Here is a 14,723-nt window from a genome sequence, read left to right as displayed (position 1 = left end):
TCTGCAATTGGTTCTTTTTTGGCCTTGTCATCCGATAAATTTCCGTCACAGTTCCCGTCCGAGGCCTGAGAAGTACCGCGTTCTGCGGATGTCCGCAGAAGAATTGGTATCGGATTGGGCTTGGGGTTCGGCTCCAGGCCCGAGGGTCTGGAAAAAGGGGAGAAGCCGAGTATGCGAAATTTCCACAAGACCATTCTGACCGCGTCAGCCAGCGTTCTGGCCGTCGCCCTGGCGACGCCCGCCTTCGCGCAGGAAAAGCCCGACACCGTCGACGCCGTTGTCGTCACCGGCATCCGCGCCTCGCTGCAGCAGTCGATCGCCTCCAAGCGTAACTCGAACGCGATCATCGACGTCGTCACCGCCGAGGACGTCGGCAAGTTCCCGAGCAGCAATGTCGCCGAAGCCCTGACCATCGTGCCGGGCGTGACCGTCGACCGCCAGTTCGGCCAAGGCGAGAAGGTCAGCATCCTGGGCACCGACCCGGCGCTGAACCGCACCCTGCTGAACGGCCAGACCGTGGCCTCGTCCGACTGGTTCATCCTCGATCAACCGGGCCGGACCTTCAACTACGCGCTACTGGCGCCGCAGATCGTCGGCAAGGTCGAGGTCTACAAGTCGCCCGAGCCCCGCATCGACGAAGGCAGCATCGGCGGCACGGTGATCGTCAACACCCGCCGCCCGCTGGACCTGAAGACCCCGACGATCTCGGGTCAGCTCAGCTACCTCTATAACGACCGCTCGAAGAAGTCGGATCCGCAGGCCTCGGCCCTGCTCAGCTGGAAGAACGACGCCCAGACCTTCGGCGTCATCCTGTCGGCCCAGCACGCCAAGGACCAGCTGCGCCGCGACGGCATCGAGTCGTACGGCACCATTCCGGCCAGCTACTACAACGGCGGCAACCCGGAAAACCCGGTCAGCGCGATCACCAACGGCAACTGCACCGGAACCTGCGCCACCACCCTGGCCAACAATCCGAACGCCCGCGGCGTCAACTCGCTGTCGGTCTCCTATTTCGAGCAGGAACGCGTCCGCGACAGCTACACCGCCGCCGTGCAGTGGAAGCCGACCGACGCGCTGGAACTGAACTTCGACTGGCTGAAGATCAAGGCGACCTACGACAACACCAACCAGTCGCTGTTCGCCTTCCAGGGCAACACCTGGAACAGCCTGGGCGCCCTGACCGACATCACCATCCAGGACAACGTCATCCGCAAGGCGTCATTCAAGCACGCCCTGAGCGTGTTGGACGTGCAGTACCGCGAAGCCGAGCTGAACTCCGACAGCTACCACCTGAACGGCAAGTGGACAGCCGACCACTTCGACATCTCGGGCGACGTCGGTTACTCCGAGGCAGACGGCGGCACCAAGAAGCAGCTGTACGGCGAGTTCCTGAACTGGGCCGACTACACCGTCGACTTCACCGGCACCCCCGGCGCGCCGGGCGTCCTGACCTACACCAACCCGACCGCCGACGGTAATCCGCTGGCCGACGCCAGCAAGTTCTCGTTCGACGGCGGCTGGGGCGGCGGCGATCCCTCGGTCGGCCCGGCGGGCTACAACGCCGGCTGGGGCGGCAACATCGTCTCCAAGCCGACCACCGACAAGGAAACCTACGCCCAGCTCGACGCCGGCTATGACTTCGACGGCGTGATCAAGCGCGTGCAGTTCGGCTACAAGTACCGCAAGCACGAGACCACCCAGGCAATGTCGGGCGTCACCGTCTCGGTGTTCGGCAACCCGGCCTCGGCCTCGCAGTTCAGCCCGTCGATCGTGCCCAGCAACTACCTGAAGGGCTTCGACGGCGTGAACAGCCAGATGGAAGGCCGCTTCAAGATCGATGGCGCGGCCCTGGCCAACTACATCGAGGCCGGCGGCTACCTGCGTCCGTGGCAGGCCAAGCCGGTGCCGACGATCTTCGGCAACGCCGAGTTCACGGCCCAGAACTGGGGCATCGAGGAAGAGATCAACGCCCTGTACGGCCAGGCCAACTTCCAGGCCGAGAACGTCCGCGGCAACTTCGGCATGCGCTACGTGCACACCGCCTCGGACAGCGGCGGCTATGTCTGCGTGAACCAGACCGCGACCGGCTGCGGCACCACCGCCGCCGACTGGGCCTGGAAGGTGCAGTCCAAGAAGTACGACGACTTCCTGCCCAGCGTGAACGTCATCGTCGACGTCAAGGAAGACCTGCTCTTCCGCTTCGCCGCGGCCTCGGTGATCTCGCGTCCGAACTACGCCGACATGTCGAACTACTTCTGGCTCTCCGACCAGATCCTGACCGGCGGCGGCGGCAACCCGGACCTGAACCCCTACAAGTCGACCAACGTCAACGCGTCGCTTGAGTGGTACTTCGCGCCGGAAGCCATCCTGTCGGCCGAAGTCTTCCACAAGGACATCACCAACTACATCCTGCAGAAGACGGTCGCCGAGCAGCACTTCAACCAGGCGCGCAACGCGGTCACCACCTACCAGATCAGCCGTCCGACCAACGCCGGTTCGGCTTCGATCAAGGGCTTGTCGGTGGCCTATCAGCAGACCTACGCCCACGGCTTCGGCCTGCTGGCCAACTACACCTACGCCGACGGCGAGGCCGACGACGGCTCGCCGCTGCCCTACAACTCCAAGAACCAGGTCAATATCAGCCCGTTCTACGAAATGGGTCCGTTCTCGGCGCGGGTGACCTACAACTGGCGTTCGAAGTACTTCACTGGCCTGGATCGCGGCGACATGATGTTCGTCCGTTCCTACAAGGGCCTGGACGCCACCGCCGGCTACGCCTTCAACGAGAACATCAACCTCTCTGTGTCGGCCATGAACCTGCTGGACAGCGAGTACTACGCCTATGCCAACACCACGACCGCCCCCCCCCCCCCCCCCCCCCGCTCGTGGCGGATTTGCGCCGCGCGCGGCGGTCAGGATTATGCAGATGATCCCCCACGCCGCGCCGAGCGAATCAATCGACCCCCTCCTGACTGCAAGCACGGAGCTGGGGCGGAGCGTTCAGGCGCTCCGCCCGCTTTTTGCCGCCTGTAGGCCGAGCCCCCGTTCATGACCCAGTCCTCGACGACCTTCGCCAAGCTCACCGCCGGTCTGATGGCGTCCGCCGCCGGCCTGGCCCTGGCCTCGGCCAGTTTCGCCGCCGAACCGGTCCTGACCCTGACCCTGACGCCCGCGCCGGCCAAGGCCGAGCTGGGGCGGGGGACCTTCGCCTTGACCAGCAGGACCCGGATCTTCGTCGCCAAGGGCGATGTCGAGGCCCGCGTCGTGGCCGGCCAGCTGTCCGACATGCTGTTCAAGGCCCGGGGCCTGAAGCCCGCCGTGGTCGAGGGCGCGCCGCCCGCCGGCGAGGCCGGCATCGTCCTGGCGCGCGGCAAGGCCACCAGCGACAAGTCTGAGGCCTATGCTCTCCAGGTGACCCCCACCGGCGTCACCATCACCGCCGCCAAGCGCGCGGGCCTGTTCTATGGCGCGGTCAGCGTCTGGCAGCTGGCCGTGCAGGACGCCGCCAAGGGCCCCGCCCAGCTGCCCGCCGTCGGCATCGACGACGCCCCGCGCTTCGCCTGGCGCGGCTTCATGCTGGACAGCGCCCGACACTTCCAGAGCGTCGAGACGATCAAGTCGATCATCGACACCATGGCCGCCCACAAGCTGAACGTCCTGCACTGGCACCTGGTCGACGACCAGGGCTGGCGGCTGGAGATCAAGAAGTATCCGAAGCTGACGTCCGAAGGGTCCTGGCGGGTCCCCGCCGGGGCGGCGGGGCGCGATCCCAGGACCGGCAAGCCGATCCGCTACCAAGGCTTCTACAGCCAGGATCAGGTGCGCGACCTGGTCGCCTACGCCGCCGCGCGCGGCATCACCATCGTCCCCGAGATCGAGATGCCGGGCCACGCCCTGGCGCCGCTGGTGGCCTATCCGCAGTTCGGCATGACGAAGACCCCGCCGCGCGCCAACATGGGCGACTGGGGCGTGTTCCCCTATCTCTACAAGCCCAGCGACGAGACGTTCGCGTTCCTGAACGACATCCTCGACGAGGTGATGGATCTCTTCCCGTCCGAATACATCCATGTCGGCGGCGACGAGGCGGTCAAGGAGCAGTGGAAGGCCAGCCCCGAGGTCCAGGCCCAGATCCAGGCCCTGGGCGTCAAGGACGAACACGGGCTGCAGAGCTGGTTCATCCAGCGGGCCGAGAACCACATCAACAGCCGCGGCCGGCGGATGATCGGCTGGGACGAGATCCTGGAGGGCGGCCTGGCCCCCAACGCCACGGTCATGTCCTGGCGCGGGATCGAGGGCGCGGTCGCCGCCGCCTCGCAGGGCCACGACGCGGTGCTGGCGCCCGACAGCACCCTCTACATGGACCGCCGCCAGAGCGCCTCGGCCGACGAGCCGCCCGGCCGGATCAAGATCGTCAGCCTCAAGGACGTCTACGACTTCGACGCGGCCCCGGCGGCCCTGACGGAGGCCCAGCGCGCCCACATCCTGGGCCTGCAGGCCAACTCGTTCACCGAGCACATGCGCACCGACGAGCGGCTGGAGAAGATGACCTTCCCGCGCCTGATCGCCGTGGCCGAGAACGGCTGGACGCCGGAGGCGGGCCGCAGCTGGGACAGCTTCGCCGCCCGCCTGCCGGCCGAGACCGCGCGGCTGGACCTCCTGGGCGTCGCCCATGACGCCGTGCCCTACGAGCCCCAGGCCACCCTGCGTCCGGCCGGCGGCGGCCAGGTCTCGGTCGCCCTGGCCTCGGGCCTGGGGCTGGGCGAGATCCGCTACACCACCGACGGCAAGGCGCCGACCAAGGCTTCGGGCCTCTATGAAGCGCCTCTGACCGTCGCGCCGGGCAAGACGATCCGTGCTCGGACGTTCCTGGGCATTGATGCCCTTGGCCGGGTCCGCGACTATCCCGTCAGCCTGCTGGCGGCTAACACCCGCAACAGCCACCAGTTGGAACTCTGCGGCGACGGCATCAACCTGTCGCTCGAGGATGACGCTCCAAAGAACGGTTCTGGGAGCGGCCCCCGCGCCGTGTTCGCGGTCAATCTGATGAACGCCTGCTGGGTGTGGAAGGGCGCGGACCTGTCGGCGCCGCTGAATCTGACCGCCCGCATCGGCCAGGTGCCCTTCAACTTCCAGATCGGCGCCGACCGCGACAAGATCCCGCTGCGCGCCCCGGCGACGCCCGACGGCGAGCTGGAGGTGCGGATCGACGGCTGCGCGGGCGAGCGGATCGCCGCCATTCCGCTGGGCGCCGCCGCCCGCGGACCGGGCCTGGGCATGGTGTCGGGCGTGCTGGCCAGGCGCGAAGGCGTCCACGACCTCTGCCTGACCTTTACAGCGCGCACGGTCGAGCCGACGCTGGTGCTGGACCAGGTCACGCTGACCCCGACCCAAGCCTCAACCAAGACCAAGAAGAACTAGACCTCTTAGGAAGCAGGAAGCGTACCGGTGGCCAATCTCGTACTGTCCTCGCCGCTCAAGGGCTGGATCGCCCCGCTCGACGAGACGCCCGACGCGGTGTTCGCCGAGCGCATGCTGGGCGACGGCCTGGCCATAGACCCGCTGGGCTCGACCCTGCACGCGCCCTGCGACGCGCGGGTGATCGCCGTCCACGCCACGCGCCACGCCGTCACCCTGCGGGCCGACAACGGCGCCGAGATCCTGATGCATGTGGGGCTGGAGACCGTCGGCCTGGGCGGCGAGGGCTTCGAGGTCCACGTCGAGAACGGCCAGGCGGTGAAGGCCGGCGACAAGCTGATCAGCTTCGATCTCGACCTGCTGTCGCAGCGCGCCAAGAGCCTGATCACCCCGGTGGTGATCACCAATCCCGACGCCTTCCAGATCGTCCGCCGCGAGCAGGACCACGCCGCCTCGGTCGGCGACTTCCTGATGGAGCTGGCGCCGGTGGGCGGCGCGGGCGCGACCCTGGCCGTCGTCGAGGGCGAGGTGTCGCGCGAGGTCATTGTCCCCCTGCAGCATGGCGTCCATGCCCGTCCGGCCGCCCGCATCGCCGAGAGCGCCCGCAAGTTCGCCGCCGAGGTGGCCCTGGTCGCCGTCAACCGCCGGGCCAGCGCCAAGAGTCCGGTCGGGGTGATGTCCCTGGCCATCCGCCATGGCGACCGCATCAGCGTGGTGGCCTCGGGTCCGGACGCCGACTTCGCCGTCGCCGCCGTCGTCGAGCTGATCGAGGGCGGCATGGGCGAGAGCGCGGCCCTGCCGCCGACCGCATCTCCGGCCGCCGTGGTCGAAGCCGTCCGCGCCGCCCCGCCGTCCGAGCCTGGTCTGCTGCGCGGCGTGATGGCCGCCCCGGGCCTGGCGATCGGACAGGCCGTGCGCTTCGTCTCCAGCGACATCGTCGTGCTCGAGGCCGGCGCCGGTTCCGGTCATGAACGCGCCGCACTGGAAGAGGCCTTGGCCGTCGTCCGCGCCAAGATCGAGAAGGCCGCGTCCAAGGGCGACAGCGCCCGCAAGGCCATCCTCGGCGCCCACCTGGCCTTCCTGGAAGACCCCGAACTGACCGCCTCGGCCCACCGGCTGGTCGCCGACGGCAAGAGCGCGGGCTTCGCCTGGCGACGCGCCGTGGGCGGCTATGTCGAGGCCCTGCGCGGCCTGGGCGACCGCCGCCTGGCCGAGCGCGTCGACGACCTGATCGACCTGGAGCGCCAGGTGCTGCGCGCCCTCAGCGGCGAGGAGGACGAGGCTCGCTCGCTGCCGGTCGGCGCCATCCTGCTGGCCGACGAACTGCTGCCTTCGCAGCTGATGGGGCTGGAAGCCGGCCAGGTGGCGGGCTTCTGCACGGCCAAGGGCGGGCCGACCTCGCACGTGGCCATCCTGGCCGCCGCCATGGGCATACCGGCCATCGTCGCGGCCGGTCCGGGCGTGCTGGACGTCACCGAGGGCGCGGGCCTGATCCTCGACGCCGAGAACGGCTCCTTGCGGGTCGGTCCCGACGCCGTTCAGCTGGCCGCCGCCCAGACCGCGATCGCCGCTCGCCACGAGCGCAAGGCCGCCGCCAAGGCCGCCGCCCATCAGGAAAGCCGCACCGCCGACGGCGTCCGCATCGAGGTGTTCGGAAACGTCGGCTCGTTGAACGACGCCCTGACCGCCACCGCCAACGGCGCGGAAGGCTCGGGCCTGCTGCGCACCGAGTTCCTGTTCCTGGAGCGCGAGACCCCGCCCGACGAGGACGAACAGGCCCGCCAGTACCAGGCCATCGCGTCGGCCCTGGACGGCCGCCCGTTGATAATCCGCACCCTGGACGTCGGTGGCGACAAGGCCGCGCCGTATCTGCCGATCCCGGCGGAAGAGAATCCCGCCCTGGGCCTGCGCGGCGTGCGCGTGTCGCTGTGGCGGCCGCACCTGCTGAAGACCCAGCTGCGCGCCATCCTGCGCGTGAAGCCGCTGGGCCAATGCAAGATCATGGTGCCGATGATCGCCAGCCTCGACGAACTGCGCGCCGTCCGCGCCATGCTCGACGAGACCAAGCGCGAGATGGGGATCACCGAGCGCGTCGAGTTGGGCGTGATGATCGAGACGCCCGCCGCCGCCGTCACCGCCGACCTGATCGCCGCCGAGGCCGACTTCCTGTCGATCGGCACCAACGACCTGACCCAGTACGTGCTGGCCATGGACCGGGGCAATCCCGAGCTGGCGGCCCGCATCGACGCCCTGCATCCGGCCGTGCTGCGGATGATCGACCAGACCTGCAAGGGCGCGGCCCGGCATCAGCGCTGGGTCGGTGTCTGCGGCGGCCTGGCCTCCGACCTCGTCGCCGTGCCGGTGCTGGTCGGCCTGGGCGTCACCGAGCTGTCGGCCACGGCCGCGACCGTGCCGGAAGTGAAGGCCCTGGTCCGGACCCTGGACGTCGGGGCCTGCCAGGCCCTGGCCCGCCAGGTGCTGGACCTGACCTCGCCCGAGGCCGTCCGAGATCTCTGCAAAGCCTTCCAGGCCAAAATCCTGAAGGCGGGAGCCTAAGCGATGAAGTCCCCGCTCGAATTCCTCCAGCCCCTGGGCCGCGCCCTGATGCTGCCCATCGCCGTCCTGCCGGTGGCGGCGCTGCTGCTGCGGATCGGCCAGACCGACCTGCTGGGGCACGCGCATCTGGCGGCGATGACCGGCGACCTGAGCCTGGTGGTCGCCAATGTCTTCGCCGCCGCCGGCGGGGCGATCTTCGCCAATCTCGGCCTGATCTTCGCCATCGGCGTGGCCGTCGGCCTGGCGCGCGAGAACAACGGCGCGGCCGGTCTGGCAGGGGTGGTGGCCTATCTGGTCGCGACCAAGGGCATCGAGGCCCTGATCGTCGTGCCGCCCGACATCGTCGCGGCCGCCGCCAAGAGCGGGGGCGATCTGGCTGTCGCCGCCTGGAAGGCCAAGGCGATCAGCAAGCTGTCGATCCCGGTCGGCATCCTGTCGGGCGTGATGTCCGGCGTGCTCTACAATCGCTACAGCACCATCAAGTTGCCGGAATACCTGGCCTTCTTCGGAGGGCGTCGTTTCGTGCCGATTGCCGCTGGTCTGGGGGGCGTGATCCTGGCCCTGGTGTTCGGCTTCGGCTGGCATTGGCTGGAGGCCGGTGTCGACGGCTTGAGCCACATGGTCACCGTGTCGGGCAACCTGGGCCTGTTCGTCTACGGGATCCTCAACCGCCTGCTGATCGTCACGGGCCTGCACCACATCCTCAACAACGTGGTCTGGTTCATCCTGGGCGACTTCCATGGCGCCACCGGCGATCTCAATCGCTTCGCGGCCGGCGACCCCACCGCCGGCGCGTTCATGAGCGGGTTCTTCCCGGTGATGATGTTCGGCCTGCCCGCCGCGTGCCTGGCCATGTACCACACGGCCCGGCCGGAGAAGAAAAAGGCGGTCGGCGGCATGCTGACCTCGCTGGCCCTGACCTCGTTCCTGACCGGCGTGACCGAGCCGATCGAGTTCAGCTTCATGTTCCTGGCCCCGGTGCTCTACGCCATCCACGCGGTGCTGACGGGCCTGGCCATGGCCTTGATGAACATCCTCGACATCAAGCTGGGCTTCGGCTTTTCGGCCGGCTTGTTCGACTATGTGCTCAACTTCAACAAGGCCACGCACCCGCTGTGGCTCGTACCGCTGGGACTGATCTACGCTGGGGTCTATTATGGCCTGTTCCGGTTCTTCATCGTCAAGTTCGACCTGAAGACCCCGGGCCGCGAGACCGACGACGCGATCACCGTCGAGGCCGCCACGACCGGCGGCGGGCGCGGGGCCGACTTCGTCCAGGCCCTGGGCGGGGCGGGCAACCTGGTGTCGGTCGACGCCTGCACTACCCGCCTTCGCCTGATCGTGGTCGACCAAGGCGCGGTCAGCGAGCCGGCCCTGAAGGCCTTGGGCGCGCGCGGCGTGGTCAAGCCGTCGGACAAGGCGCTGCAGGTCGTGCTGGGCCCGATCGCCGACGGCGTGGCCGGCGAGATCCGCGCGGCCATGGGGGCGCCCGCGCCCGCAAAGCCGGTGACGACGACCGCCGCCAAGGCCGCCGTCGCCCTGCCCACCGCCGTCGACGACAGCCGGGCCGAGGCCCTCGTGTCGGCCCTGGGCGGCATGGCCAATGTCGAGACGGTCGGGGCCTGCTCCAGCCGCTTGCGCCTGGTGGTTCGCGACAGCGGTCGGGTGGACGAGGCGGCGTTGAACGCCCTGGACTCGCGCGGCGTGGTCCGGGTCGGCCAACGCTCGGTGCACGTGGTGCTGGGCCCCGACGCCGAGCGGATCTGCGAGGCGGTGCGTTGCCTGCTGCCCGCCTGACTCGGCGATGCTAGGAATGTGAAGGCTTAAGGGGACCCGACCCCGGCTGCCGAACGGCGGCCTGGACCTGGCGCCCTACTGGCTGATGGGCGAGGCGGGCGACGTGCCGTTCTCCGACGCGGTCACCCTGCAGGACAAGGTCTGCGACGCGATGCGCGGGCCCAAGCGGCTGGACGATCCGCAGTAGGGCGGGCCGATGGCCTACGCCTGCCATTTCGACGCCGGCAAGCTGGCGGGCCTGCTGCGCGACGTGGGCAAGGCCACGGGCGTCAAGCACGTGCTGGGCAACGTCCTGGCGGTCAACGACCGACGACGGCGCGATCGCCTCGGTGACGACCCGCGAGCCTGCCCGATCGGCCCGCCAGCGCCGATCCGCGCCTTGGCCGCCTGACCGCCAACACCTTCTTCCGACCCGAGATCGCCTGACCGCGCGCCTCTCAAGCGGCTTCGCAAGCGCCTGGGCGCCAACGTTGTCATCCGCCCAGAAGCTTCAAGTCACGACAGGCCTGTCCAAGCCTCGCCCCGATGATCGGCCTAGCGTCCCGGCGGACTTCGGCGGCACGCGCCGGATCGACAGAGAGGCGGGCGCATGACCACATCTTCCGGTGACCAGGGTTCGCGCGAGCAGGACTCCGGCGGACAGGACCTGGGTGAAAAGGACGGGGCGTCGCGGCGCAACGTCGTCACCAGCGGCCTGAGCCTGGCCCTGATGAGCGCGCTCCCGTCCCTCTCCGCGTCCACATCGACCGCGGCGACGCCCAAGGCCTCGCCCAAACCCCCAGGAGACACGAAAATGAGCAGCGGCTTCGTCACCACCAAAGACGGCACGCAGATCTTCTACAAGGACTGGGGTCCCAAGACCGCGCAGCCGATCGTGTTCCACCACGGCTGGCCGCTGAGCGCCGACGACTGGGACAACCAGATGATGTTCTTCCTGGGCGAGGGCTTCCGGGTCATCGCCCACGACCGTCGCGGCCACGGCCGCTCGAGCCAGACCGACACCGGCAACGAGATGGACACCTACGCCGCCGACGTCATCGCCCTGACCGACCACCTGGACCTGAAGAACGCCGTCCACGTGGGCCACTCCACCGGCGGCGGCGAGGCCATCCACTACGCCGCCCGCGCCAAGCCCGGCCGCGTGGCCAAGGTGGTGCTGATCGGCGCGGTGCCGCCGATCATGGTCAAGTCCGACAAGAACCCGGGCGGCCTGCCGATCGAGGTGTTCGACGGCTTCCGCGCCGCCCAGAACGCCAACCGCGCCCAGTTCTTCCACGACGTCGCGGCCGGCCCGTTCTACGGCTTCAACCGTCCGGGCGCGAAGGTCTCGCCGGCCACCGTCGAGAACTGGTGGCGCCAGGGCATGATGGGCGGCGCCAAGGCCCACTACGACTGCATCAAGGCCTTCTCGGAGACCGACTTCACCGAAGACCTCAAGTCGGTCGACGTGCCGGTGTTCCTGATGCACGGCGAGGACGACCAGATCGTGCCGATCGCCGACTCGGCCCTGATCGGCATCAAGCTGCTGAAGAAGGGCACGCTGAAGACCTATCCGGGCCTGCCGCACGGCATGTGCACGACCCATCCGGAAGTGGTGAACCCCGACCTGCTGGCCTTCATCAAGGCCTAGGCTTGGGCTAACCTGGGTTCGAAGGGCGTCCGTCACCGGCGGGCGCCCTTTTCTTCGTTCGAGGGGGCCGCCGATGCCGATCTTTCCCGCTGACATCTACACCGAGCCGACGGACGTCGATCCCGACACCCTGGCGAACCTGGGCCCCTTGCGGCGACTTGCCGGAAGCTGGGAGGGGCGTGTCGGCGTCGACCTCAATCCGAAGGCGGACGGACCCGAGCGGCGCCCCTATCTCGAACGGATCGACATGGCGCCGATCGACCCCCAGGCCAACGGCCCGCAGCTGTTCTACGGCCTGCGCTACCACGTCCACATCACGACCGAGGAAGAGGACATCACCTTCCACGATCAGGTCGGCTACTGGCTCTGGGAGCCGGCCACCGGTCTGGTGATCCAGACGCTGTCCATTCCGCGCGGCCAAGTCGCGATCGCGTCCTGCCAGGCCGCGCCCGACGCCGACCGGCTGGTCCTGACGGCTGAGCGCGGACAGACGACCTACGGCATCTGCTCCACCGAGTTCCTGGAATACGCCTTCCGGACCGACAGCTATCGACTCGAGGTGACGTTCAACCCCGACGGCTCGTGGAGCTATGTCAGCGACACGATGCTGGCCGTGCGCGGCGCGGCCGAACCGTTCCGGCACCGTGACCGGAACACCCTGATCAAGGTGGCGGAGCCGGAGCCGAACCCGCTGGCGCGGATCTTGGCGGCGAAGGGCGGGATTTAGGTTTCCCCCAAAGGTCCGTCATCCCGGGCGTAGCGAAGCGCAGACCCGGGACCGACGCCTGGACGCGGCGATCCATGGCGGTCCCGGATCGGCGCGCTGCGCGCTTGTCCGGGATGGCAGACTCTAGGACGTCAGGTCGGGTGGACCGCCAGGATCACCGCCGCCCAGCCGTCCAGCGTCACGACCTGGCCCTCGACCGGCGCCTCGCCGAACGCCGCGCCTTCCACGGCGAGATCGTCGGGCAGCGCGTACCGCACGGTCTCGCGCCCGAAGTTCAACAGCACCAGCAGCCGCTCGCCCCGGCGATAGGCGAAGACCTGTTCGTGGGCGGGGTCGATGTCCTGATAGGCCCCTTCACGCAGATCGGCCGATCCGCGTCGGAACGCGATCAGGGCGCGGGTGTGGGCCAGCACCGAGTCCGGCCGCGCCGCCTGGTCTTCCGCATTGATCGCCTCGGCGTTGGGATTGACCGGCAGCCACGGCTTGCCCGTGGTGAAGCCGCCGTTCGGGCCGGCCGTCCACTGCATCGGCGTGCGGGCGTTGTCGCGGCCCATGGCCCGGGCGTTGGCCAGGTATTCTTCCTCCGACACCCGATGCTTCACGTCGCGCCAGCGGCCCCAGACCTCCAGGTCGTCGAAGTCGTCCAGGGTCTGGAACGGGTAGTTGGTCATGCCCAGCTCCTCGCCCTGATAGAGGAATGGCGTGCCGCGCTGGGTCAGGATCAGGGTGTTCAGCACCTTGGCCGAGCGCTCGACCCAGGCCGGGTCGTCGTCACCGAAATGCGAGACCGAGCGCGGGTTGTCGTGGTTGGACAGGAACTGGGTGTTCCATCCGAACGGCCCGGCCGCCTGGTCGAGCTCGGTATAGAGCGCCTTCAGCCGGGGCAGGGTCCAGGAGGTCTTGCGCCAGCCGTCGATGTCCATGCGTACGATGTCGAAATTGATCACCAGGTCCAGCTCGCGGCGACGGCTGTCGATCAGGTCGCGGGCGTCCTCGGGTCGCAGGCCGAAGGCCTCGCCGACGGTCATGGTGTCATAGCGATCCAGCACCTCGCGACGCATCTCTCGCAGGTAGTCGTGCAGCTTAGGGCCGGCGGCGTAGACGAACTGCGGCGCGCGGCGCTCCTCGGGCGTCAGGTCCGGCAGGCCGGGCTGTTTGGAGATGAACGGGATCACGTCCATCCGGAAGCCCGACACCCCCTTGTCGAGCCAGAACCGCATCAGGTCGTGGACTTCTTCGCGGACCTTGGGATTCTCCCAGTTCAGGTCGGGCTGCTTGGCGGCGAAATAGTGCAGGTAGTACTGGCCGGAGCCCTGATCGAAGGTCCAGGCGGGGCCGCCGAAAAAGGCGCTGTAGTTGTTGGGCGGCCCCCCATCCACGCCGTCGCGCCAGATGTAATAATCCCTGTACGGATTATCACGGCTCTTGCGGCTCTCGACGAACCAGGCGTGTTCGTCGCTGCTGTGGTTGACCACCAGGTCGATGATCAGCCGCATGCCGCGCGTCGTCATGCCGGCCAGCATGGCGTCGAAATCAGCCATGGTCCCGAACTGGGCCATCACCTTGCGGTAGTCGCGGATGTCGTAGCCGTTGTCGGCGTTAGGGCTGTCGAAGTGCGGCGACAGCCAGACCACGTCGACGCCCAGGTCTCTCAGATAGTCCAGCCTGGCCGTGATCCCCGGCAGGTCGCCGACCCCGTCGCCGTTCGTGTCGAGGAACGAGCGCGGATAGATCTGGTAGACGACCGCGTCCTTCCACCAGGGACGTTCGACGACGGGCGTTGGATCGGCGCTCACGACAGGACTCCGTTCGGCGACTCGACTCGACGCTAACCGGCCAAGACGCGGCTGGCGACCGCCGACGCCTTGCGCGGCCGTGCATGTTCTCTAAGGTGGTGTGTTGTTAAAATAACAGCTCAGGTTGTTTTCGACCTGGAGGGRGGTCTCGATGTCGTTCAAGACCGAGCTGGCGATGGCGCGCGAGGACGCCAAGCTGGTGCAGGCGCGTCGTGAGGAGGAGCAGGCCCGCCAAGCCGAGGCCGCCCACGTCATGGCCACCGACCCCGACCGGTACTGGGCGCGCTACTACCTGACCGACGATCTGGTGATGCAGGCCATCCGCGGCAGCGGCAGCTTCGCCATCAGCCTGCCGGCCGCCGCCTTCGGCTCGCAGACCGCCGCCCGCCTGGACGAGTTCCGCGACGCCGGAGCCGACGTCGACGTGGTCGAGACCAAGTCGCCCGCGCCCGACGGCGGCGACCCGATCGTCGTCAAGCGCGTCACGATCCGCTGAAGACACGGTCCGCCGTCCGCGAGCGGGCCGCGCGGGTCGGTGTCTGATTTTTAGGGGTTAGTGGCGGAGAGGGTGGACGCTCAATTCCTATCAAAATTCCATAATTTCAAACGTTTAGCTTTATTACAGCGAGGTGTCGTTCCACAAATCGATCCGCAAACCACTAAAATATGAGCATGTATCATCTTGAATATGGCCGATTAGGGCACGTTCTGATGACATGCAAATCTCGGAGCTTGACCGTCAACGAAAGAAGACTTGCTTCTGATACAAACAGGATCGAGGCCCGGCAGTTCAGCGTCACAA

At 68.1% G+C, this 14,723-nt stretch carries 9 protein-coding genes; 8 read left to right on the top strand and 1 reads right to left on the bottom strand.

Translation table 11 applies throughout. The features are described 5' to 3' along the window. The first annotated feature begins 171 nt into the window (after positions 1-171). The 7 genes from AC1DYP_RS17205 to AC1DYP_RS17175 all read left to right on the top strand — a co-directional run bounded on the left by AC1DYP_RS17205 (position 172) and on the right by AC1DYP_RS17175 (position 12,125). Positions 172-3,033 (top strand): TonB-dependent receptor, encoded by a 2,862-nt coding sequence (locus tag AC1DYP_RS17205; RefSeq protein WP_477047350.1) that lies wholly within the window; start codon positions 172-174, stop codon positions 3,031-3,033. Positions 3,034-3,048: 15 nt separating this feature from the next. Further along, positions 3,049-5,418, top strand: a complete 2,370-nt coding sequence (locus AC1DYP_RS17200; protein ID WP_477047349.1) for a family 20 glycosylhydrolase — start codon at positions 3,049-3,051, stop codon at positions 5,416-5,418. Between the two features lie 27 nt (positions 5,419-5,445). Beyond that, positions 5,446-7,971 carry a phosphoenolpyruvate--protein phosphotransferase gene (gene ptsP / locus AC1DYP_RS17195; protein ID WP_477047348.1) on the top strand — a complete coding sequence of 842 codons (2,526 nt, stop codon included), beginning with the start codon at positions 5,446-5,448 and terminating at the stop codon, positions 7,969-7,971. Positions 7,972-7,974: 3 nt separating this feature from the next. Then, positions 7,975-9,768 (top strand): N-acetylglucosamine-specific PTS transporter subunit IIBC, encoded by a 1,794-nt coding sequence (gene nagE, locus AC1DYP_RS17190; RefSeq protein WP_477047347.1) that lies wholly within the window; start codon positions 7,975-7,977, stop codon positions 9,766-9,768. A 196-nt stretch (positions 9,769-9,964) separates the two neighbouring features. Next, positions 9,965-10,159: a tryptophan 7-halogenase gene (locus AC1DYP_RS17185; RefSeq protein WP_477047346.1), complete on the top strand. Its 195-nt coding sequence runs from the start codon at positions 9,965-9,967 to the stop codon at positions 10,157-10,159. Between the two features lie 402 nt (positions 10,160-10,561). Beyond that, positions 10,562-11,398 (top strand): alpha/beta fold hydrolase, encoded by an 837-nt coding sequence (locus AC1DYP_RS17180; protein ID WP_477032512.1) that lies wholly within the window; start codon positions 10,562-10,564, stop codon positions 11,396-11,398. A gap of 73 nt (positions 11,399-11,471) precedes the next feature. Then, positions 11,472-12,125: an FABP family protein gene (locus AC1DYP_RS17175; RefSeq protein ID WP_477047345.1), complete on the top strand. Its 654-nt coding sequence runs from the start codon at positions 11,472-11,474 to the stop codon at positions 12,123-12,125. A 131-nt stretch (positions 12,126-12,256) separates the two neighbouring features. On the opposite strand, the gene AC1DYP_RS17170 is transcribed toward AC1DYP_RS17175, so the two are convergent. After that, on the bottom strand, positions 12,257-13,921 hold the full coding sequence (locus AC1DYP_RS17170) for an alpha-glucosidase (RefSeq protein ID WP_477047344.1): 1,665 nt from the start codon (positions 13,919-13,921) through the stop codon (positions 12,257-12,259). 151 nt (positions 13,922-14,072) lie between these two features. Here AC1DYP_RS17170 and AC1DYP_RS17165 point away from each other — a divergent pair, with 151 nt between their 5' ends. Beyond that, complete coding sequence (locus AC1DYP_RS17165; protein WP_477047343.1) at positions 14,073-14,417, top strand: hypothetical protein; 345 nt, start codon at positions 14,073-14,075, stop codon at positions 14,415-14,417. Positions 14,418-14,723: the final 306 nt, after the last annotated feature.

The organism is Caulobacter sp. P1_D6, assembly GCF_056406095.1.
Note: the sequence above shows the minus strand (reverse complement) of the source record. Positions and strands in the feature narration are given on the sequence as shown.

Excerpts from the sequence above, each read along its gene's own strand:
- nagE (WP_477047347.1), top strand. The coding sequence starts at position 7,975 with ATGAAGTCCCCGCTCGAATTCCTCCAGCCCCTGGGCCGCGCCCTGATG.
- AC1DYP_RS17165 (WP_477047343.1), top strand. The coding sequence starts at position 14,073 with ATGTCGTTCAAGACCGAGCTGGCGATGGCGCGCGAGGACGCCAAGCTG.
- AC1DYP_RS17205 (WP_477047350.1), top strand. The coding sequence starts at position 172 with ATGCGAAATTTCCACAAGACCATTCTGACCGCGTCAGCCAGCGTTCTG.
- AC1DYP_RS17185 (WP_477047346.1), top strand. The coding sequence starts at position 9,965 with ATGGCCTACGCCTGCCATTTCGACGCCGGCAAGCTGGCGGGCCTGCTG.
- AC1DYP_RS17200 (WP_477047349.1), top strand. The coding sequence starts at position 3,049 with ATGACCCAGTCCTCGACGACCTTCGCCAAGCTCACCGCCGGTCTGATG.
- AC1DYP_RS17180 (WP_477032512.1), top strand. The coding sequence starts at position 10,562 with ATGAGCAGCGGCTTCGTCACCACCAAAGACGGCACGCAGATCTTCTAC.
- AC1DYP_RS17175 (WP_477047345.1), top strand. The coding sequence starts at position 11,472 with ATGCCGATCTTTCCCGCTGACATCTACACCGAGCCGACGGACGTCGAT.